Below are 20,799 nucleotides of genomic sequence, written 5' to 3' on the forward strand. Positions count from 1 at the left end.
GGACGGGACGGGGGCGGGGGCGGTGCTAGCGTGCGGAGGGTGATGTTGGATGCCGACGCCCCGCGCCTCATTCGCGTCTCGGCCGCGGTGATCACCGACACCGAAGGGCGCCTGCTGCTCGTCCGCAAGGCCGGCACCACCGCGTTCATGCAACCCGGCGGCAAGCCCGAGCCCGGCGAGACGCCCGCGGAGACCCTCGCGCGGGAGCTCGCCGAAGAGGTCGGGCTGCGGGTCGAACCCGGCACGCTCGAGCCGCTCGGCTCCTTCACCGCCACGGCCGCGAACGAGCCCGGCTTCGCCGTGGTCGCCGACGTGTTCCGCGTCGACATCGGCGACCAACGACCGACCCCGGATGCCGAGATCGCGGAACTCCGCTGGGTCACCGCGGCGACGGCATCCGATATCGAGGTCGCCCCGCTCGCGCGCGAGTACTTTCTTCCCGCCTGATCAGGCGTCCGCGCCGGCCAGCGCGCGCAGCGCCATGCCCGCGAGGATGTCCGGCGCGTTCGCAGCGACCGCGCTGTGCGGCGTGGAGTTGAGCAACCCGAACGTCGCGAGCAGTCGCGTCTGCCGCTCGTCGGCGTCGAGTTCCGGACGCCGCCGCTCGAGCACGGCATCCCACTCCTGCACGTACGCGCGTTGCAGGCGTCGGACCTCGTGGTTCACATCGGTCGCGAGGTGCGCGAGCTCGCGGTCCTGCAACCGGATGATGTCGGGATCCGCCGTGGCGAAATCGAGATGGAACCGCACGAGCCGGGCGAGCGCCTCGTCGGGCGAGATGCGCTCCGCGAGGATCTCGCGGCAGCCCTCGAGCAGCCGCTCGCTCGCGTCGGTCAGCAGCTCGGCCAGCAGTGCGTCCTTGCTCGGGAAGTGCTTGTAGAGCGCCGGACCGCTCATGCCCACGGCCTCACCGAGGTCGACGGTGGACACCGCCGCGAAACCGCGTTCGGCGAAGAGCCGCGCGGCCGCCGTCATCAGCGACGCCCGGCGGTTCGCCTTCTGCGTCGCGCGCCACGTCGCCGTCACGACACTCATCGTAGATTCGACGGGTCGTCCCCATCGGCACCGACCACGGCGAGCGTCTGGCCGCGCGAGACCACATCGCCGACGCGCGCGTGCAGCGCCACGCGACCCGCGACGGTCGAGCGGACCACGTGCTCCATCTTCATGGCCTCGACCACCATGACGGCATCGCCGATCGCGACGCGATCGCCGTCGGCGACGCTCACCAGCACGACGCTCCCGGGCATCGGCGACAGCACCCGCGGGTCGGCGTCGACGGCGACGTCCGCCGCGTGCCGGGCACGCGCGATCTCGACGCGCCGCGTGGTCCCCTCGTGCGCGAGCCAGACCCCGTCCGCATCGACGTCCGCGACGACCGATCGCACGTCCCCGCCGATGTCGATCGACGCGCGGCCGTCGGCGCCCCCACGCACGCGGGCGGGCCGCTGCCCGTCGCGGACCACCGGATGCCGCGGCGAACCGCCGAGCTCGACGACGCGTTCCTCCCCCGCCACGCGCAGGCGGAACCGGCGCGGCGCGGCCGGGCCCAGCCGCCAGCCGTCACCTCGCTGCCACGGTCCGCGCGCGCCCGGGTGAGCGCCGTCGAGCAGCAGCGCCGCCTCGAGGAACGTCCGCTCGTCGACGGCCGCGGGCGCGAGAGCCGCGGCCTCGCGCGCGATGAGACCGGTGTCCATCGTGCCGGCCACCACGTCCGGCACCTCCAGCAGCGTCCGCAAGAACTCCACGTTCGTCGGGAAGCCGAACACCGCCGTGTCGCCGAGCGCCGCGACGAGCCGCTTCCGCGCGGAGTCGCGGTCGGGCCCCCACGCGATGATTTTCGCGAGCATCGGGTCGTAGTCGACCGAGACGTCGAGACCGTCCTCGATCGCCGTGTCGACGCGGACCCCCTCCCCGCCGGGGTGCCGGACGCGCGTCACCCGCCCTCCCGTGGGGAGGAAACCGGATGCCGGGTCCTCGGCGTACACGCGCGCCTCGAACGCGTGACCGGTCAGGGTCACGGCATCCTGCGTCAGGCCCAGGGGCTCGCCCGCGGCGATCCTCAGCTGTTGCTCGACCAGATCGAGCCCTGTGATCTGCTCGGTGACGGGATGCTCGACCTGCAGCCGCGTGTTCATCTCCATGAAGAAGAAGGCGTCGGGGGCGTCCGCCGAGACGATGAACTCTACCGTTCCGGCGCCGCGATACCCCACGCTGCGCGCCGTCTCACACGCGGCCTCGCCGATCCGCGCCCGGGTCGCCTCATCGAGCAGCGGCGACGGTGCCTCTTCGATGACCTTCTGGTGACGGCGCTGCAGCGAGCACTCCCGCTCGCCCAGGTGCACGACGGAGCCGTGGGCGTCGGCGAGCACCTGCACCTCGATGTGCCGCGGCCGAGGGAGGTACCGCTCGAGGAACAGCGTGTCGTCGCCGAAGCTCGCGGCGGCCTCGCGACGTGCGGCGGCGACCGCCGCACCGAGGTCGGCAGCCCGTTCGACGACATGCATGCCTTTGCCGCCGCCTCCGGCCGACGGCTTGATCAGGAGCGGATAGCCGACGCCGTCGGCGGCGGCGATCAGTTCGTCGTCCCTCATGCCCGCGCGAGCCACGCCCGGAACCGTGGGCACCGCTCGACGTTCGACGGCGTGCTTGGCGGTGATCTTGTCGCCCATGACCGCGATGGCATCCGCGGTCGGGCCGATGAACACGATGCCGGCGTCCTCGCACGCGCGAGCGAACCCGGCGTTCTCCGCGAGGAATCCGTACCCCGGGTGGATGGCCTCGGCTCCCGTCGCGCGGGCCGCACGCAGAACGGCATCCGTGTCGAGATAGCTCTGCGCGGCGGGGGCGGGGCCGAGACGCACCGCGACATCCGCGAGGTGCACGTGCCGCGCGTCGGCGTCGGCGTCGCTGTACACCGCGACCGAGCGGATGCCGAGACGGCGGAGCGTGCGGATGACACGGCACGCGATCTCGCCCCGGTTGGCGATGAGGACGGTGTCGAACACGGCGATCACATCCGGAAGACGCCGTAACCCGGCGCGTCGAGGGGGGTGCGGGAGACGACGTCCAACGCGAGGGCGAGCACGTCGCGGGTCTGGGCCGGCTCGATGATGCCGTCGTCCCACAGCCGCGCGGTGGAGTAGTACGGACTCCCCTGCTCCTCGTACTGCGCACGGATCGGCGCCTCGAAGGCGGCCTGGTCCTCCGCCGACCACTCGCCGCCGGCGGCCTCGATCTGGTCGCGCCGAACCGTGGAGAGCACGGATGCCGCTTGCGGTCCGCCCATGACCGAGACCCGGGCGCCCGGCCACAACCACAGGAATCGCGGGGAGTACGCCCTCCCGCACATCGAGTAGGTTCCGGCGCCGAACGACCCGCCCACGACGACCGTGAGCTTGGGCACCGAGGCGCACGCGACGGCGTTGACCATCTTCGCCCCGTGCTTCGCGATGCCGCCCGCCTCGTACTCGCGCCCCACCATGAACCCGGTGATGTTCTGCAGGAACACCAGGGGGATGCCGCGCTGGTCGCACAACTCGATGAAGTGGGCGCCCTTGAGCGCGGACTCCGCGAAGAGCACGCCGTTGTTCGCGACGATGCCGACGCGGTGTCCCTCGATGCGCGCGAATGCGGTCACGAGCGTTTCGCCGTACTCGCGCTTGAACTCGTGGATGCTGCCGGCGTCGACGATGCGGACGAGGATCTCACGGGCGTCATAGGGGGTGGTCAGCTCTACCGGGACGACGTCCTCGAGCTCGGTCGTCGGGAGTTCCGGCGCGACGGCGGGCTGCGGCTCTGCGCGGAGCGGGGGCGTCGGGGCCAGGGTCGCGACGATGTTGCGGACGATCTCGAGCGCGTGCGCATCGTTCTCGGCGAGGTGGTCGGTGACCCCCGAGACACGCGTGTGAACGGCGCCCCCGCCGAGGTCTTCGGCACTCACGACCTCTCCGATCGCGGCCTTCACCAGCGGGGGTCCGCCGAGGAAGATCGTGCCCTGGTTCCGGACGATCACCGTCTCATCGCTCATCGCCGGGACATACGCGCCGCCCGCGGTCGACGAACCGAGCACGGCGGCGATCTGCGGGATGCCGTCGCGCGACATCCGTGCCTGGTTGTAGAAGATGCGGCCGAAGTGCTCGCGGTCCGGGAAGACCTCGTCCTGCATCGGCAGGAACGCGCCGCCCGAGTCGACGAGGGAGATGCAGGGCAGACGGTTCTCGGCCGCGATCTCCTGCGCCCGGAGGTGCTTCTTCACGGTCATCGGGTAGTAGGTGCCGCCCTTGACGGTGGCGTCGTTGGCGACGACCATCACGTGACGATCGTGGACGAGGCCGATGCCCGCGACGACGCCCGCGGCCGCGCAGTCACCGCCGTACATCCCGTACGCCGCGAGCGGCCCGACCTCGAGGAACGGGCTCCCCCGGTCGAGCAGCGCGTCGATGCGATCGCGAGCGAGCATCTTGCCCCGGGCCACGTGGCGTTCGCGCGCCTTCTCCGGCCCGCCCGCCGCCACCCTCGCCCGCCGCTCGCGCAGGTCGTCGACGAGAGCGCGATACGCGTGTGCCATGACAACTCCCCATCGGGTTATCGAACGGTAACCCAATGCAGGTTACTGATCGATAACCGAGCTGTCGAGGCCCCGTGCGGTTCCGGCGCCGGGGTGTGGCGGGCGGCGGGGCGGCGGGGCGGCGGGCCGCGGTGTCAGTCGACTTTCGCGACAGTTCCGCCGGTCAGACGCACCAGGTCGTCGAAAGTGAGCGGGAACACCGTGTGCGGCGTACCGCCGGCCGCCCAGATCCGCGGGAAAGCCGCGAGATCCTCGTCGACGATCGTCGCCAGCGGCGACGGGTGCCCGCTCGGCGCGACACCCCCGATGGGCTGCCCCGTCGCCGCGAGCACCTGCTCAGGGGTTGCTCGGCGGATGCCACCGCGCCCCAGCCGTGCGGCGAGCGCCGCCGTGTCGACGCGGTGCGCGCCGCTGGTCATAACCAAGAGGGGCTCGTCGTCGCTCCAGAACACGAGGCTGTTGGCAATGGCACCGACCTCGACTCCGAGCGCTGCCGCGGCCAGCGCGGCCGTGTGGGCCGCGTCGGGGAGCACGACGATCTCACCCTCGATGCCCGCGCTTCTCAGGGCGGCCGCGACCGCGCGACTGCGGGTAGGAAGGGACTCGCTCATGCCGTCAGCCTAGAGTGCTCGCCCCCACCGCCTCGGCGGGTCACAATGGGGGTGGATGCCACAACGCAGCGGCATCCACCGCAGCGCCGCCCACAAGGCGGCCGACGATAAGGATCGCGATGACCAACGCCCTTGCCCTGCCCGATTTCTCTCACGAGCGCGTGGAGGTGGTGACCGGGCGTCGGAGCGGCCTGTTCATCGCCGTCGCCCTGCACTCGTCCGTGCTCGGTTCCGCGCTCGGCGGTGCCCGCCTGTGGACCTACCCGCACTGGAGCGACGCGCTCGCAGACGCCCTGCGCCTGTCGGCGGCGATGACGCTGAAGAACGCGGCGGCCGGTCTGGACGCGGGCGGCGGCAAGTCGGTCATCGGCCTTCCCGAGGGTGCCGTTCTCGACGACGATCGTCGCCGCGCGGCCTTCCTGGACCTCGGCGACGCCGTCGAGAGCCTGGGTGGCCTGTACCGCACCGCAGAAGACGTGGGGTCCACCACCGAGGACATGCTCGTCGTGAGCGAACGCACCGCGCACGTCGTCGGTCTCCCCGACACCGTCGGTGGCTCGGGAGAGCCCGCCGGGCCCACCAGCCTCGGCGTGTATGCATCGCTGGTGGCGACGCTCGAGCGGGCGGCAGGTTCCGGCGACATCACGGGGCGTCGCATCACGGTGGCCGGTCTCGGTCAGGTGGGTGGCCGCCTGGCCGAGCGCTTGGCGAGCGAGGGGGCGATCCTGACGGTGACCGACGTCAATCCCGCCAAGCGTTCGCTGGCCGCGCGTCTGGGCGCGGCGTGGGTCGAACCGAGCGAGGCGCACCTCGTTCCCGCGGACGTCTTCGTTCCCGCCGGAATCGGGGGTGTCCTCACCGATGAGGTCATCGATGCGCTCGACGCGCGTGCGGTCTGCGGACCGGCGAACAACCCGCTCTCCGACCGCTCGGGCGCCGATCGCTTGGCGGCACGCGGCGTGCTGTACGCCCCGGACTTCGTCGTGAACGCCGGCGGCGTGATCTACCTGGACATGGAGGCGAAACAGCGGGGCTCGCGCGACAGCATCATGGAGCGCGTCGCCGGGATCGGCGACACGCTGCGCCGCGTGTTCGATGAGGCCGCCGCGCGCGGGGTGACCCCGCTCGCCGCCGCCGAGGGCATCGCGGCAGAGCGGCTGCGGATCGGCGCCGATTCGGCCGCCCTGGTCTGAGGACGCACGAGCCCCGGATGCCATGGCATCCGGGGCTCTTTTCTCCCTCAGTGGGCGGCGTCGTAAGCCTCGAGGACCGTCGCGGAGATGCGGCCCCGAGAGTTCACCGCGTGCCCGTTCGCCTCGGCCCACGCCCGCACGTCGGCGAGGTCGCGCGACGCCGCGGATCGCGTTCTGCTCGACCGACGCGAGCTCGCCGGGACGGAGCCCAGCGGACGTCCCGCCGACACGTAGGGTTCGAACGCCTCTCGGAATTTGGTCGCGTTGTCAGCAGAAAGGTCGATTTCGTACGCGCGCCCCTCGACCGAGAAATGCAATGTGGTTCCGTCGTCGATGACAGTCCCGTCGAGGTCGTCGATGAGCTGCGTGATCTGCTTTTTCGCCATAGCGCCATTGTACGACTACACCTTCTAGGAATTCCTTGAGAAGGCAGCGACTTCACCCCGCCGATAACCCTGCCTGGAGCGGGTCAATCATTACCGGAGGCGGGACGTGCACCCCCTTCGATCGCGACGATGCGGTGATCATCGCCGTGGGTGAGTTCGGTGGAGAGGAAATGCTCATCCACGGGAAGTCGAAGAGAGAACTGCGCGAAAGCCGACATTCGGAGAACGGCCTCATCGATCTCGATGTCGAGAACATGCCCGCCGATGAGGCGATCCTCGCTCAAGAAGTGCAGGTGCAGCCCCGCAACCGAAATGCCCTGATAGATGTGCGGCATCCAAAATCCCACGACCACGCCGGCTCGCTGCACCGTTTCGGTCTCGATCTGCTCGGCCGCGACCTCCGCCAGAGGACGCGACGGGGGATCCTGCCGCGCGGTGACGCGCGTACGCACGCGAGCCATCACACCATCGAGTCGAATCGCGTGGAACAGATTGCGGCTGACGAGGCGCTCCTCCACCGTCCTCGTGACGCCTGCGAAGTCCACCCTTCGCACCGGCGTCGGGTTGCTGTCACCGGGAAAGCAGAGGTCGACGAAAGGGAGAGTCTCCGTCGGTCGCATACGACGCGGAGCCTGATCCGCCGTGCACTCGAACGCCTCGCCGTCCACGAGGATCACCTCGCCGCCGAGGCCCTCGCAGCAACCGATCCCGAGGTCTCCCCATTCGGGGAGATCGGCGACGGGGACGCCCGAAGAGTAGACGCCGTTCATCAGTGCATCGAGAACGGCGAACTGCGTCACCGCACCGGGATGCACCGCTCCCGCGGTGCGCGCGGAGAACGCGGCCACGTCGTCAAGAGAGCGCGGCGCCGTACGCCTCGAGCACAGAGGCCGGCACACGACCGCGGTCGCTCACGGTGTGCCCATTCGCGCGGGCCCATTCGCGCACGGCCGAGAGGTCGAGATCGCTGGACCGGCGAGCCGGGCGGGCGCGCCCGGAGCCGGAACCTGTGCGACCGACGGGACGGGCCGCGTCGACAAAGGGAGCGACTGCCGCATAGAACTTGTCGGCATTCCGGTCGGACAGATCGATTTCGTAGGAACGACCCTCGATCGAGAAAGTGATCTGCTTCCCGTCGCCTTCTTCGAGGACGGTTCCGTCGAGATCGTCAACAAGATGTGTGATGTGTTTCGTGGCCATGGTGAATGAACCCTACACCTTGCATCCCTTTCAACCCGGATGCCATACGATTCGCCCCTCGACTTCGTCCGGGTTCGTCCAGCGACTCGGATGTCGTGCCTCGACGACGAAGGCACTATCGTGCCGGGGTGGCGTTCGCTCCTGGAACGCCCCGACGGAGGAAGTGTCGAGTGAGTCTTTTTCGCACCAAGTCGGTGGAGCAATCCATCGCCGATACCGACGAGCCGGAGTTCCGGCTCAAGAAATCCCTCAGCGCCCTCGATCTCACGGTGTTCGGCGTTGGCGTCGTCATCGGCGCGGGAATCTTCACATTGACCGGACGCGCCGCGCACGATGTCGCCGGCCCCGCGATCGTGTTGAGCTTCGTCGTCGCGGCGATCGCGTGCGCACTCGCCGCGATGTGCTACGCCGAATTCGCCTCCACGGTGCCCGTATCGGGGTCGGCATACACCTTCTCCTATGCGTCCCTGGGGGAGCTCTCCGCCTGGATCATCGGATGGGATCTCATTCTCGAGATGTTCTTGGGGGCGAGTGTCGTCGCCCAGGGCTGGAGCGCCTACCTGGGCGCCTTCCTCGGCCAGCTCGGCATCGTGCTCCCCCCGGAGCTGTCGTATGGCGGCGTCGTCGACATCCCCGCGGTGCTCCTCGTTCTCGTGCTCGGTGGCCTCATGACTCTCGGCATCAAGGAATCGCTCCGGGTCAATCTCGTCCTCGTCGCCGTGAAGCTCTTCATCGTGCTGTTCGTGATCATCGCCGGCTTGATGTTCGTGAACCCGGCCAACTACCAGCCGTTCATCCCGGCGAGCGAGCCGACCGAAGCCGCGTCTGGCCTGACGCAGCCGCTGCTGCAGTTCCTGTCCGGCCTCGAGCCCGCGACGTTCGGGGTCGGCGGCATCCTCGCCGGCGCCGCCCTGGTGTTCTTCGCCTACATCGGATTCGACGTCGTGGCCGCGACCGCGGAGGAGACGAAGAAGCCGCAGCGCGACATGCCGATCGGCATCATCGCCTCGCTCGTGATCTGCACCATCCTCTACTGCGCCGTGGCCCTCGTGGTGACGGGCATGGTGTCGTACCGCGACCTCGACCCGGCCGCTGCGCTGGCGAACGCCTTCGTCTATCACGGCCAGGGGTGGATGGCCACGGTGATCTCCGCAGGCGCCGTCGCGGGGCTCACCACGGTGGTGCTCACCCTCCTCATCGGTGCCACACGCATCATCTTCGCGATGTCACGCGACGGCCTCCTGCCGCAGCGGTTGGCGAAGGTGCACCCCCGTTTCCGTACCCCCTGGGTGATTTCGATTGTCGTGACGGTCATCGTCGCCGTGGTCGCGGGAGTCACCCCGGTGGGCGTGCTCGAAGAGATGGTCAACATCGGCACCCTGTCCGCCTTCGTCCTGGTGTCCATCGGCGTCATCGTGCTGCGCCGCACGCGCCCCGACCTCAAGCGCGGGTTCCGGGTGCCCTGGAGCCCGGTGCTGCCGATCGTGTCCGCCCTGGTGTGCACGTACCTGATGCTCAACCTCTCGGTCGAGACCTGGCTGCGATTCCTGATCTGGCTCGCGCTCGGGTTCGCGATCTACTTCGCGTACTCCCGTCGGCACGCCCGCCTCGGAACCGGCGACTTCCTCGACCCGTCGAAACCCCGAGTGGTCGGCCCTCCGCGCCGCTGATCGTCGGACCACGGATGCCACGTCCCCACGCCGGGGTCGTGGCATCCGTGGTTTCCGCCCTCGGGAATCCGCCGTTGTCGCCGTCCGCGCGAGGGTTATCGACGCGATCCGGTACGAGCGATCGGCGACCAACGCCCGCCTCGAGGCGGACGGGGTGCCGTCGCGCCCGAGGACGGCGACTCGTTCGCCCCGAATGAACACATGTTCGCATCAGGGACAAAATTTGCGTGCAGAGCGCCGAAGATTTGGACGCCACGCACCAGCTGCTTGAATCTTCGCGCCAGGGGGTTGACAACATCGTAACGGCGGGTTCGACCATCCGCCGCTCGGAGAGGAAGACGGCACGAAGGTGAAGAACCCGAGGAAGCACATCGGCACGGTCGCACGCGTCGCCGTGGCCACGACAGCCATGATCGGGGCGATCGCCGCCTCGCCCGCCGCGTCCGCGCTGACGGTCGCCGACGTCACCGTCGACGGTGCTGCGCTGGCGGGAACGATCCGATCCAGCGGCACTTTCGACCTCGCGGTGCGTGCGCCGGCCGGCGTCACGGTGAAGTTCCGGCTGGACGGGACCTACCTCGGTCAAGACGCGACCGCGCCGTACACGTGGCCGATTCGCACGTCGGCGGGCGCGCACACGCTCAACGTGCGGTGGGAGGACAGTTCCGGTCGCCACGAAACGAATGCAACGTTCACGGTGACAGCCGCCGCCGCCACGAAGCCGGCGACACCGACTCCCTCCCCCACCACACCGACAGCGGCTCCGACGACGCCGGCTCCCGCCCCGGCCCCCTCCGCGCCGGCCACGGGTTCGGGCGGCTCGATCGTCACGGTCTCGACATCGGCGCAGCTCACAGCGGCCCTGAAGTCAGCCGCCGCGGGGCAGACCATCCGTCTGAACGACGGCACATACACGGGGCAGTTCGTCGCCGCGACCTCGGGGTCGGCGTCGCAGCCGATCACACTCATCGGTTCCTCCCGGGCCGTGTTGACGACGGGCAAGATCACCTCGGGCTACGCCCTCCACATCACGGGCGACCACTGGAACGTGCTCGGGCTGACGGTCACGCGGGCGGCCAAGGGGATCGTTCTGGACGGCTCCAGCGATACCGTGATCGACGGCGTTGATGTCGGCACCATCGGCGCCGAGGCGGTGCACCTGCGCACCGGCAGCGCGAACGTCACCGTCCGCAACTCCCGTATTCACGACACCGGACTGGACAAACCGGGCTACGGGGAGGGCATCTACGTCGGCAGCGCGAAGAGCAACTGGTCGTCGATCATGGGCTCCGCGAGCACGCCCGATCGGTCGGATCGTGCGCAGATCATCGGGAACACGATCTGGCGCACCTCCGCGGAGGGTATCGACATCAAGGAAGGCACCACGGGAGGGGTCGTCCGCGGGAACACCTTCACCGATGCGGGCTACTCCGGGCAGAATTACGGCGATTCCTGGGTCGATGTGAAGGGCAACGGATATCAGCTGATCGAGAACCGCGGGTCGGGCGCGCTCCTGGACGCCTTCCAGGTGCACGTCGCTTTGCCCGGGTGGGGCCAGGGCAACGTGTTCCGGAACAACAGCGTCACCGGAGGCATCCCCGGCTACGAGGTGTCCGTGCAGTCCGGCGCGATCGGAACCGTCGTCGCATGCGCTCCGTCCGCTGCGGCAAAGGGGCTGAGCAACATCACGTGCACGGGCTGAGCCGGATCGCGGGAAACCGCGTGCTGTTGCGGGGCGGAGCCGCGGGACGACCCCGGCTCCGCCCCGCCGCGGCGTGACACCTGCCTATCCGAGTTCGCGCTCAGGGCGCGACCGGCGAGCAGTCGACGTTGCTCAGGCCCTCGCCGACGTTCGATGCGGAGTTGCTGCACTCGACGACATTGCCCAGGCGCGCCGTGACGGCGAAGCCGAATCCCGGGCCGTCGACATCGGCGACATTGTCGCGGAACACGTTCCCCCGCCCCCAGCCGTCGAGGATCTCGTGGGTCTGATAGCCGTCGCCCGGTGACGCGGTGCCGGTGTTGCCCCGGATCAGCCAATCGTTGCCCTTGATGTCGACCCACGAGTCGGCGTCGTCCTCCACGAGCTGTGCACCGTCGAACATGTTGTCTTCGACGCGCCCGCCCGTGGTGCCTTCCTTGACGTCGACGCTCTCGGCCGTCGTCGCGGAGATGCGGTTCCCCACGATTGCGTTCCGATCGCTGCGGTCGGGCTCGCAGTCGGTGACGTCGCACCAGTTGCTCTCGGCCGTGCCGATGTAGACGCCCTCGCCGAACTTCGCACGCCGCTTGCCCGTGTCGCGGATGACATTGCCGATGACCAGGTTGTCGGTGCTGTGGGCACGCAGGTGCACCGCCTCATCGCCGATCTCCGAGACCGTCAGGCCTTCGATGGTCGTGTGCGTGACGCCGTCGGCCATCAACCCCTTCTGCCCGTTGCGAATGCTGAAGCCCGCGATGTGCCAGTGCGACGCACCGTCGAGGTGCAGCACGTAGCCGCCGTCCACGCGCCCCCCGTCGAGGATGGCGTCGGGGGCGCCGCAGAGCCGGATGGGCGCGTCAGCGGTGCCGCGCGCCGTCGCGGTGAACTCGCCGGGATACACGCCCGGCTGCAGGCGGATGGAAGTCCCCGGTTCCGCGGCGTCCAGCGCCTCCTGCAGTTCCGACGTCGTCGCGACCACCACCGTGGCCTCCGCGCACTCGATGCCTCCGGCCTCAGGGCCGGGCTGCGGCGACGCGGAGGCCGCTCCGCTCTCGTCGGTCGTCGGCGGGGGTCCCGCGGAGCGGGGCGTGGTGAGGGCAGCCACGACGACCAGGACGACCACGATCGCGGTGACGGGGAGGACGATGGCGACGGCGATGACCGCGGTGCGACGGCGACTCACGGCGACCCGCGGCGAAGGGAGTCCGGGGAGACGATCCCGCGGCTGAGCGACGTGAGCGGGACGTGCTCCTCGTAGGGATGGCGGAACGCGCCGAAGTGACGATCCTTCCTGGTCGCGGCCGTGACGAGGAGCAGGATCCCCAGCCCGATCCAGATCACCGTCAACGGCTGGAAGACGAACCGCAGCACCGATTCGACCGTGGCGGCCGGATGCCACCGGTCGGTGACGTTGTCACCGATCACGGCGCCTCGGGAGTCCTCGGACCGCACGGCGGTGCCGCCATCGCCGCCGAGATCGTTGTCCGCCACCGTCGTCCCCGTCACATCGCCGACGAGCAGGACCGCATGATTGGACACCCCGCGAACCACATTGCCCGTGATGTCGGCGTCGGCGTTGCGGACGTTCACGGCCGTATCCGACCCCGTGATGGTGTTGCCGGCCACGATGGCATCCGTCACCTGTTCGCGCACCGCGACGGACTTGGCGGTCTGATCCACGAACTCGTTGCCCGTGACCCTCACCCTCGCGGCGCCGCGGTCGAGCACGATGCCGTCGGGGTTGCCGACAAAACGTGTCTGCGTCACCTGGATGCCGCTGCCGCCCATGATCTCGACGCCATAGCGGCCGTTCTCGGCCACGTGTCCCCCGTCGAGGATGTTGTCGCCGAAGCTCTCCACGGTCGTCCCCGAGGCGCTCGGCCCGTCGGCGAGCGACTGCCCGTCCATCGATACGCCGTTTCGGCCGTTGCGAGCGGCCATGACGTTCTGCAGGGTGATGCCCGAGGTGGAACGGCCGATCGTGACGCCGTCCACCGCGTTGTCGAGGGACTGCGTGTCCTGCACGAGACTCGCCGACACCGCGCGGTGGAAGGTGATGCCGTCGACGAGGCTGCCGGTGACGGAAGTACGCGTGATCGTCACGTCCTGGGCGCCGGAGACGAAGATGCCGAAGGCGTTGTCGGTCATCGTCGAGTCCGCGATCGTCGCGGTCGCGAGGCCGGCCGCCGCCGGCGGCGCTGCGTCATCCGTTCCCTCCGGGACATCGATCGCGCTCGCGGCGTCGACGACAGGCGCACCGCCCGGCGGCGCCACCCCCTGCCGATCGGTCTGCATCGCACCGGCGAGCGCGGGATCATCCAGATCGTCGCTTCCCGTGATCGCGAATCCCCCGGTGCTTCCGCTCCAGAAGCCCAGGGACGACAGCGCGGCGTGAGCCACATCGGCGGTCCCGCCGATCACCCGCACGTATGCGCGCCCGTCGCGGGTGTCGGTGTCGGGAGCGCCCGCGGCGCTGTCCCAGCTGGTGAGGGAGGCCGTGGCATCCGGGGTTCCGGCGATCTCGAGCCGTCCCCCGAAGGCGACGATCGAGGTGAAACCGGTCGGGGAGCTCTCCAGACGCAGATCGATCGCTCCGAGGGACAGGGTTGCTCCCTGCATGACGGCGACGTCCTCGGTGAGGAGGTAGGACCCATCTGCGTTCTGCGTCAGGGAGTCCGGCCCGAGCGCGCGGAGGTCATCGAGGGTGTAGGGCTCCGGCCTTTCGGGGAGGACCAGGGTGTACCGGTCGCCGGTCTGGAAGCGGTACGGCTCGTCGACGGACAGTGCCCAATAGGCGGCGGAGGCCACCTTCCGGATGTACACCACCCGTTGCGCCTCTTGCTCGACGAGTCGAGCTTCGCTCGTCGGATCCCCCGGGTAGAGCTTGCCCTGGACGTTGCCGTTCCGGGCGATCTCGTTGAGGCCATACGCCTCTTCTTCGCCCGAGTCGGCGAGGAGGGTCGTCGCTGTCACGGCCGCTCCACCCCCGACGAGGGCGGCCACAGCGACCAGGGCGATGACGGCGCGGCCCCTCACGACGCCACCGCCGGCTCGAGCGCGACGGCCGGGGCGTCGAGCGTGCGCGCCGTCTGGCCGTCTCCGCCGATCTGGTTCGCGTGGCGGGTCAGCCAGCCCTGCTTGTTCATGGTGAAAAACGCGAAGAGCTTGACCGGCAGTGCCACGAAGATCACGACGATCGCGTACAGCGGCAGGATCAAGAGGTCCGCGGGGTTACGTCGAAGGTGAGAGATTCCGCGGATGCCGCGACCGAGAAGCACCCAGCCGACGGCGGCCAGCACGCCGATGATCGAGAGATCCAGGCGGCTGAACACGAGGTAGAACATCGTCAGGCCCATCGTCACGGGCGTCAGAAGGATCTGCAGAACAGTGACCTTCGTCACGAAGGGCACCTTCCACAGCCACCCCTTGGCGATCGCCGTCAGGTAGCAGCGGTACGAGTTGCGGCTCCACCGGACACGTTGCTTCACGAAAGCCCGGAAGGTGTCGGGGAACATGCTCAGCGCACGGGCGGAGGACTGGTGCACCGTCTTGTACCCGGATGCCAGGATCAACCACGTCAGCCGACCGTCGTCGCCCGCGATACAGCGGCGTCCGAGGAAGAACTCGTTCTCGAGGTGTTCGAGGACGGCCATCACGGCGTCACGCCGGTATGCGGCCGTCCGCCCGGACAGACAGGGGACGGCGCCGGCGCGGCCCATGGCGGGTACGTAGTCGTAGTAGCGCAGATCGACCATCCAGTCGGCGATGCGTCGCCAGACGCTCGTTCGCGCTTGGAACACGTTCTGATGCGTCCCCACGCCGCCGACCAGGGGGTCGACGAACGGTTTCTGCACCGCGACGAGAAGTCCGTGGCGCCACCATGTGTCGGAGTCGGTGAGCACGATGATCTCTCCCACCGCGAGTCGGATACCTGCGCCGAGCGCTGATCTCTTCCCCACGTGATGGAAGAGGATGGGGCGCACGCTGGCGTCGTCGAGCGCGATGATCCGGCCGTAGGCCTCGAGATCCTGCACGTCGAGGACGATGATGATCTCGGTCGGGCTCTGCGCGCGCCAGGATTCCAGACACCGCATCAGGATGTCGGGATCCTCGTGGTACGAGGGGACGATGACCGAGGTCGTCGTCCGATGATCGGACTCGATCGGGCGCGCTCGTCTGGACAGGATGAAGCGATACAGCCACAGGCCCCAGACCACAACTCCGGCTATGGCGAGCGGGAAGTACCCGCTGATGTCCGCGTAAAGGGACTGCACGGTCTGCCATACGGCGGTGGAGGTCGCGGCCTGAGGGTGAAAGGCAGCGGAAAAAATCACAGGCGTCATCGGGGACGTCGTTTCTCGCGAAGGGACAGGGTCATCACGCGGCGGTCAGCGAGAACCGTCGCTGGGCGACGGCGACCATCACCCGGGCGAGAGCTGGAACCGTTTCGGGAATCACGTTCGGGATCTGCGATGTGCGGCAAGTGAAGGGGATGCCGGAGTCGATCCGTTTGGGGGTCGACAGGGCGACGGGCGCAACGTAGCCTCGCGGGCGCGCAGCCGCGCGAGGGCGCCCGCGCGTTATGGGCGCTCAGGTGCTGGCGCGCGCCCGCGGGACTCACACAATGCGACATCCGTCAATGGACGATCGGACCGGGATTTTTCGACGTACGGTTCCGCGCATGTGGACCGTACTCATCATCTTGCTCGTCGCCTGGGCGGTGCTTTCGATCGTGGGGTTCGCGTTCGAGGGCCTGCTGTGGCTCGCCATCATCGGCATCGTCCTGTTCCTCGGGACAGTCATCTTCGGGATCATCCGAAGTCGCTCACGTCGCCGGACGACCTGAGGCGTGCCGACGGGCTCGACGAGGTCTCTCCTCTTCGGGCCCGGGAGACTCCGTCAGTGGGCGTGGCCTCGCGCGGCGGCCGAACGCCACGGCGTCTGCCCGACCGTCTCGGTGTCCTACGCCCTCACGGACACCGGATTCCCACGGCTGCCGGTGCTGGGTCGGCTCGGCGAGTTGGCGCGCGAGAATTTCATGCCCGCGGAGCGATCGGCACCCTGAACGAAACGACAACGGCGCCACTCCCGAGGGAGAGACGCCGCGCGTCATGTGGTGGACCTGAGGGGATTCGAACCCCTGACCTCTTCATTGCGAACGAAGCGCGCTACCAACTGCGCCACAGGCCCGGACAACTCCACAACACTATCACGACGCTCGCGCGCCACCCGACTCGGGCGACCCTCGGGCGTGCCGTAGCGGTGGTGCGTCACTGACCCGACGCGCGGCGCTCGAGGAGCCGGCGGACGTGCCCCTCGATCTCGGCGTCGTCGACGTACCCCATGGCCGCGTAGGGCGAGGGAGCGGGGCGGGATGCCTCGGCGGCGGGCCGCGCGATCTCGATCGGCGTGGGCGCCTGCGCGGCGGCGATCTCGCGGGCGACCTGCTCCCGTGCGGCGGCGCGCAACGCCTCGCGGGCGATTTGCTCGTCGACCACGGCCGCTGCTCGCGAGCCCGCGGAGGCGACGAGGGGCCGAGGAAGCTCGCGCGGCGTCCATGTCGGGCGCGGAGCCGGAGCCGCGGCACCGAAGTCCTGCACCTCGATCGGCGCACGCTCGGCGGTGACAACGACGGGTCGCGCCGTCGCCCGGGCCGCGACGCGAGACAGCCGCTGCAGCACGATCAGCGCCAGGACGAGCACCACTCCCCCGGCCGACAGCAGCACGGGAGCAGCACCGAAGAAGGCCTGGATGCCACCGGCGACGACAGCCACGAGTGCGAGCGCGGCGAACGAGGTCGTGGCCAGACGGAATCGGCGACGCGCGCGAGCGCGTCGGAGCTCGGGGCGGGAAACCGCGGCCGCGCGTTCGGCGTGAGCGCGCTCGACCGCGGCGGCCTGTTCGGCGCGCGCCTTCTCGAGGGCGGCGGCGCGCTCGGCCTTCGCGATCTCAACGGCAGCGGCGCGCTCCGCGCGGGCGAGCTCGACCGCAGCCGCGCGCTGCTCCTTGACGAGATCACGGTCGCGGGCAGCTTCGAGACGCGCGACCTCCAGGCGGGCCTTTGCCTCGGCGAGCTCGGTCTGCGCCTTCTGCGCCTGCACCTGGCGCGCGATCTTCTGCTGCTGGTGCGCGGTCCGCGCCGTGAGCTCGAGATGCACCTCGCGCGGGGTCTCGGCCGTCTCGGCCAGAACACGCAGGGCCTGGTTGAGCCGCACGGCGTTCCGCTCCGCCGATGTGAAGCGGTGACGGCTCTGCCACGACGGCAGCAGGTACACCAACCACAGCGCGACCGCGACGAACACGATCACCCCGCCGCCGAGAACCTGTCCACCCATGGCACCACGGTAGGTCACGGCGAGGTCACACCTCGGCATCCGTCCGCGTGTCGCGCCCGTGAATCGCGAGACTTCATCGCGGCGACGACGCAGCGACATTCTGTGCGGCAGTCGTCGGGGCGATGAAGTCTCGCGAATCAACCCCCGGCGCTGCCGACTAGAGCCGATCCGCCGGAGGGACGCGCGCGGCGTCGGGGGGAACCTGACCCCGTTCCCACCGGTCGAGCACGCCGTGCGGCACCTCCTCGCGGACCAGCGCGAACGCGTAGTGGTCACGCCAGTCGCCGTCGATGTGGATGTACCGCCGGCGTAGTCCCTCGTACCGGAACCCAAGCTTCTCGACCACCCGCAGACTCGCGTGGTTCTCAGGGCGGATGCAGATCTCCACGCGATGCAGGTTCAGCGCCGTGAAGCAGACATCGGTCGCCAGCGCGACGCTGATCGTGGTGATGTTGCGGCCCGCGAACTCCTCGGCGACCCAGTAGCCGATCGTCGCCGAGGCCAGCGACCCGCGCGCCACACCCCAGACGTTCAACTGCCCCGCGACCTGGTCTTGCCACTCCATGACGAAAGGCACGCCGAGGCCGTCGCGATACTGCTGCAGAAGACGACGGATGCCGAGCCGCATGTCGAAGGAGACCGGTCCGTCTGGACTGGTCGCCTCCCACGGCCGCAACCACGAGCGGTTGTCGATCAGCTGTTGCTGAAGGACGCGCGCGTCGCGGTTGCGGATGAGGCGGATCGACACCTCGCCGTGCCGTCGCGGGACGGTGAGATCCATGACATCCGGTCGGGTCAGAGACCCGCCGCGAACTCCTTGAACCAGGGACGCAGCGCCGGGCCGAGGTCTTCCCGGTCGGACGCGAGCTGCACGATCGCCTTGATGTAGTCGACGCGGTCGCCGGTGTCGTATCGACGCCCGCGGAACACCACACCGTAGACGCCCCCGCCGTCGCCACCGCCGTTGGCGAGCTCTTCGAGCGCATCGGTCAGCTGGATCTCGCCGCCCTTGCCCGGTTCGGTGTGCTCCAGGATGCCGAATACGTCGGGTCCGAGCACGTAACGACCGATGATGGCGAGGTTCGACGGCGCGTCTTCGGCCTTCGGCTTCTCGACGAGCTGGTTCACCTTGACCACGCCCTCGTCCTCGGTCGGCTCGACCGCGGCGACGCCGTAGAGGTGGATGTGCTCGGGGTCGACCTCCATGAGGGCGATGATCGTCGCGTTGCGCTTGGTGTACTCGGCCAGCATCTGCTCGAGCAGCGGGTCGCGCTCGTCGATGAGGTCGTCGCCCAGGAGCACCGCGAACGGGTGGTCGCCGACGTGGCTGCGAGCGCGGAGCACCGCGTGACCGAGTCCCTTCGGCTCGCCCTGGCGGACCATGTGCACGTCGGCGAGGTCCGACGAGTGCTCGACCTTGGCGAGCTTGTCGTGGTCGCCCTTCTCACGCAGCTTGGTCTCGAGCTCGGGCATCGAGTCGAAGTGGTTGGCGATGTTGTTCTTGTTGCGCCCGATGATGATGAGCACGTCATCGATTCCGGCTCCGGTGGCCTCCTCCACCACGTACTGGATGGCGGGCTTGTCGACGACCGGCAACATCTCTTTCGGCATGGCCTTGGTGGCCGGAAGGAAGCGAGTACCGAGTCCTGCGGCCGGGATCACGGCCTTGAAGGGCTTGTTAGGCATGGGCATACCCTACTGGTGCCATGCGACAGCGCCATTACGGATCGCGCACGCACGTACACTTACTGCATGCCCGACAGTATCGAGCAGGCCAAGCGCGCTCTGCGCGCCGATCTGCGCGAGCGACGCCAAACCGTCTCCGCGCAGGGTCGCGAAGCCGCCGAGGCGGGAGTCAAAGCCCAGCTCGACGCGCTCGTCGAGCGTCTCGGCGCCCGCAGCATCTCCTGCTTCCTGTCGACCACCAGCGAGCCGGGCACGCACGCCTTCGTCGCCGACGCGGTGGCCCGCGGCATCCGGGTCCTTCTCCCCATCACTCGCGAGGACGGTCTGCTCGACTGGACGGTGGCCACACCGGATGCCGAGATCGCCGAGGGGTTGTTCGGGCTGCCCGAACCCGTCGGTGACGTGCTCGGGCCGATCGCCGTCAACGACGTCGACCTGCTCATCATCCCGGCGGCCGCCGTCGATCGGCGCGGGATGCGGCTGGGGTGGGGCCGCGGCTACTTCGACAAGACCATCGGTTCGATGGAGAAGTGCCCGCCGGTGTACGCCGTGATCTTCGATTCCGAGTTCGTCGACGACGTTCCGAAGGACGTGCACGATCAACCCGTTTCGGGCGTCGTGACCCCCACGCGGACCGTCGCGATCGACGGCTCCGCCGCCTGAACACCCGAAGGAACCCGAATGCCCACCTACGCCTATGCCTGCAAGCAGTGCGGTCACCGTTTCGACGCCGTGCAGTCCTTCTCCGATGCTGCTCTCACCGAGTGCCCCGCCTGCGGCGGCGAGCTGCGCAAGCAGTACGGCTCGATCGGCGTGACCTTCAACGGTTCCGGGTTCTACCGCACCGACTCGCGCGGGTCGAATGGAACGTCGACCGGCGCGGCATCCGGCACCTCGGGCGCTTCTTCGACATCATCGTCCTCGGAATCGACGAAGACCGCGTCCGCCCCGGCATCCTGATCCGTGAGCGACGCGGCAGAAAGGGAGCCACGTCGTGATCAAGGGTTTCAAGGAGTTCATCCTCCGCGGCAACGTCATCGATCTCGCCGTCGCGGTGGTGATCGGAGCCGCCTTCACAGCGATCGTCAACGCGATGGTCCAGGGCCTGATCAACCCGCTGATCGGGTTCCTGTTCCAGATCGGCGACCTCAGCGACCTCGACGTGACGATCCCGACGCTGTTCGGCGGGGAGTCGACCTTCCAGTTTGGGGCGATCCTGGTCGCCGTCATCAACTTCCTCGCGGTCGCCGCGATCGTCTACTTCGTGTTCGTCTTCCCGATGAACCGGTGGAAGGCGCGAGCCGCCGCCAAGGCCGGCGTGCAGGGCGAAGCCGAGGAGCCCTCGCTCCCGACCGAGCAGGAACTGCTCGTGCAGATCCGCGACCTTCTCGAGCGCCAGCCCCGCGGCTGAGCGCGGCCGCGCACACATCGACACCCGCCTCCCGC

Annotated in this window: 21 protein-coding genes and 1 tRNA gene; 8 read left to right on the forward strand and 14 right to left on the reverse strand. The window is 69.1% G+C overall.

Translation table 11 applies throughout. The features are described 5' to 3' along the window. The first annotated feature begins 42 nt into the window (after positions 1-42). Entirely contained in the window at positions 43-447 is a 405-nt protein-coding gene (locus MHY30_RS02835) for an NUDIX domain-containing protein (protein ID WP_239275170.1), read from the forward strand. Here the strand turns inward: MHY30_RS02835 and MHY30_RS02840 are convergent, their stop codons facing one another. The 4 genes from MHY30_RS02840 to MHY30_RS02855 all read right to left on the reverse strand — a co-directional run bounded on the left by MHY30_RS02840 (position 448) and on the right by MHY30_RS02855 (position 5,181). Beyond that, positions 448-1,035 carry a TetR/AcrR family transcriptional regulator gene (locus MHY30_RS02840; RefSeq protein ID WP_374204582.1) on the reverse strand — a complete coding sequence of 196 codons (588 nt, stop codon included), beginning with the start codon at positions 1,033-1,035 and terminating at the stop codon, positions 448-450. Next, positions 1,032-3,014, reverse strand: coding sequence for a biotin carboxylase N-terminal domain-containing protein (locus MHY30_RS02845; RefSeq protein WP_239275172.1), 1,983 nt, complete (start codon positions 3,012-3,014; stop codon positions 1,032-1,034). The genes MHY30_RS02840 and MHY30_RS02845 overlap by 4 nt, the downstream gene beginning before the upstream one ends. Continuing rightward, positions 3,014-4,570 carry a carboxyl transferase domain-containing protein gene (locus MHY30_RS02850; protein WP_239274995.1) on the reverse strand — a complete coding sequence of 519 codons (1,557 nt, stop codon included), beginning with the start codon at positions 4,568-4,570 and terminating at the stop codon, positions 3,014-3,016. Before MHY30_RS02850 ends, MHY30_RS02845 begins: the two co-directional genes overlap by 1 nt. Positions 4,571-4,704: 134 nt before the next feature. Then, positions 4,705-5,181: a YbaK/EbsC family protein gene (locus MHY30_RS02855; RefSeq protein ID WP_239274996.1), complete on the reverse strand. Its 477-nt coding sequence runs from the start codon at positions 5,179-5,181 to the stop codon at positions 4,705-4,707. 119 nt (positions 5,182-5,300) lie between these two features. Between MHY30_RS02855 and MHY30_RS02860 the strand changes: the two genes are divergently transcribed. Then, entirely contained in the window at positions 5,301-6,374 is a 1,074-nt protein-coding gene (locus MHY30_RS02860) for a Glu/Leu/Phe/Val dehydrogenase family protein (protein WP_239274997.1), read from the forward strand. 47 nt (positions 6,375-6,421) lie between these two features. On the opposite strand, the gene MHY30_RS02865 is transcribed toward MHY30_RS02860, so the two are convergent. The 3 genes from MHY30_RS02865 to MHY30_RS02875 form a co-directional block, all read right to left on the reverse strand. Beyond that, on the reverse strand, positions 6,422-6,760 hold the full coding sequence (locus MHY30_RS02865) for an Lsr2 family protein (protein WP_239274998.1): 339 nt from the start codon (positions 6,758-6,760) through the stop codon (positions 6,422-6,424). An 83-nt stretch (positions 6,761-6,843) separates the two neighbouring features. Beyond that, positions 6,844-7,608, reverse strand: a complete 765-nt coding sequence (gene budA, locus MHY30_RS02870; protein ID WP_239274999.1) for an acetolactate decarboxylase — start codon at positions 7,606-7,608, stop codon at positions 6,844-6,846. A 4-nt stretch (positions 7,609-7,612) separates the two neighbouring features. Continuing rightward, the gene (locus MHY30_RS02875) at positions 7,613-7,960 is read right to left on the reverse strand and encodes an Lsr2 family protein (protein WP_239275000.1); all 348 of its coding nucleotides are present in this window, start codon (positions 7,958-7,960) and stop codon (positions 7,613-7,615) included. A 170-nt stretch (positions 7,961-8,130) separates the two neighbouring features. Between MHY30_RS02875 and MHY30_RS02880 the strand changes: the two genes are divergently transcribed. Together MHY30_RS02880 and MHY30_RS02885 are read left to right on the forward strand one after the other, a co-directional pair. Further along, positions 8,131-9,630, forward strand: coding sequence for an amino acid permease (locus MHY30_RS02880; protein WP_239275001.1), 1,500 nt, complete (start codon positions 8,131-8,133; stop codon positions 9,628-9,630). Between the two features lie 349 nt (positions 9,631-9,979). Next, positions 9,980-11,332 carry a nitrous oxide reductase family maturation protein NosD gene (locus MHY30_RS02885; RefSeq protein ID WP_239275002.1) on the forward strand — a complete coding sequence of 451 codons (1,353 nt, stop codon included), beginning with the start codon at positions 9,980-9,982 and terminating at the stop codon, positions 11,330-11,332. A gap of 100 nt (positions 11,333-11,432) precedes the next feature. Here the strand turns inward: MHY30_RS02885 and MHY30_RS15285 are convergent, their stop codons facing one another. The 3 genes from MHY30_RS15285 to MHY30_RS02900 are packed head-to-tail and all read right to left on the reverse strand — an operon-like array spanning position 11,433 to position 15,606. Then, on the reverse strand, positions 11,433-12,515 hold the full coding sequence (locus tag MHY30_RS15285) for a right-handed parallel beta-helix repeat-containing protein (RefSeq protein WP_239275003.1): 1,083 nt from the start codon (positions 12,513-12,515) through the stop codon (positions 11,433-11,435). Further along, entirely contained in the window at positions 12,512-14,368 is a 1,857-nt protein-coding gene (locus tag MHY30_RS15290; protein ID WP_239275004.1) for a right-handed parallel beta-helix repeat-containing protein, read from the reverse strand. Before MHY30_RS15290 ends, MHY30_RS15285 begins: the two co-directional genes overlap by 4 nt. Beyond that, positions 14,365-15,606: a glycosyltransferase gene (locus MHY30_RS02900; protein WP_239275005.1), complete on the reverse strand. Its 1,242-nt coding sequence runs from the start codon at positions 15,604-15,606 to the stop codon at positions 14,365-14,367. Before MHY30_RS02900 ends, MHY30_RS15290 begins: the two co-directional genes overlap by 4 nt. A gap of 407 nt (positions 15,607-16,013) precedes the next feature. Here MHY30_RS02900 and MHY30_RS02905 point away from each other — a divergent pair, with 407 nt between their 5' ends. Then, positions 16,014-16,178, forward strand: coding sequence for a hypothetical protein (locus MHY30_RS02905; protein ID WP_239275006.1), 165 nt, complete (start codon positions 16,014-16,016; stop codon positions 16,176-16,178). Positions 16,179-16,446: 268 nt separating this feature from the next. Here the strand turns inward: MHY30_RS02905 and MHY30_RS02910 are convergent. The 4 genes from MHY30_RS02910 to galU form a co-directional block, all read right to left on the reverse strand. Beyond that, a tRNA-Ala gene (locus tag MHY30_RS02910) sits at positions 16,447-16,522 on the reverse strand. Positions 16,523-16,602: 80 nt separating this feature from the next. Continuing rightward, positions 16,603-17,667 (reverse strand): large exoprotein, encoded by a 1,065-nt coding sequence (locus MHY30_RS02915; protein WP_239275007.1) that lies wholly within the window; start codon positions 17,665-17,667, stop codon positions 16,603-16,605. 157 nt (positions 17,668-17,824) lie between these two features. Beyond that, complete coding sequence (locus MHY30_RS02920; protein ID WP_239275008.1) at positions 17,825-18,448, reverse strand: GNAT family N-acetyltransferase; 624 nt, start codon at positions 18,446-18,448, stop codon at positions 17,825-17,827. A gap of 14 nt (positions 18,449-18,462) precedes the next feature. Continuing rightward, positions 18,463-19,353 (reverse strand): UTP--glucose-1-phosphate uridylyltransferase GalU, encoded by an 891-nt coding sequence (galU, locus tag MHY30_RS02925; protein ID WP_239275009.1) that lies wholly within the window; start codon positions 19,351-19,353, stop codon positions 18,463-18,465. Between the two features lie 66 nt (positions 19,354-19,419). Between galU and MHY30_RS02930 the strand changes: the two genes are divergently transcribed. The 3 genes from MHY30_RS02930 to mscL are packed head-to-tail and all read left to right on the forward strand — an operon-like array spanning position 19,420 to position 20,764. Next, positions 19,420-20,016 (forward strand): 5-formyltetrahydrofolate cyclo-ligase, encoded by a 597-nt coding sequence (locus MHY30_RS02930; RefSeq protein WP_239275010.1) that lies wholly within the window; start codon positions 19,420-19,422, stop codon positions 20,014-20,016. 18 nt (positions 20,017-20,034) lie between these two features. Then, on the forward strand, positions 20,035-20,313 hold the full coding sequence (locus tag MHY30_RS02935; RefSeq protein ID WP_239275011.1) for an FmdB family zinc ribbon protein: 279 nt from the start codon (positions 20,035-20,037) through the stop codon (positions 20,311-20,313). Positions 20,314-20,347: 34 nt separating this feature from the next. Beyond that, a complete protein-coding gene (gene mscL, locus MHY30_RS02940; RefSeq protein WP_239275012.1) occupies positions 20,348-20,764 on the forward strand; it encodes a large conductance mechanosensitive channel protein MscL in 417 nt (138 codons plus the stop codon). The last annotated feature ends 35 nt before the right edge of the window (positions 20,765-20,799 follow it).

The organism is Microbacterium sp. ACRRU, from assembly GCF_022346945.1.
GTDB classification, from domain to species: Bacteria; Actinomycetota; Actinomycetes; order Actinomycetales; family Microbacteriaceae; genus Microbacterium; species Microbacterium mcarthurae.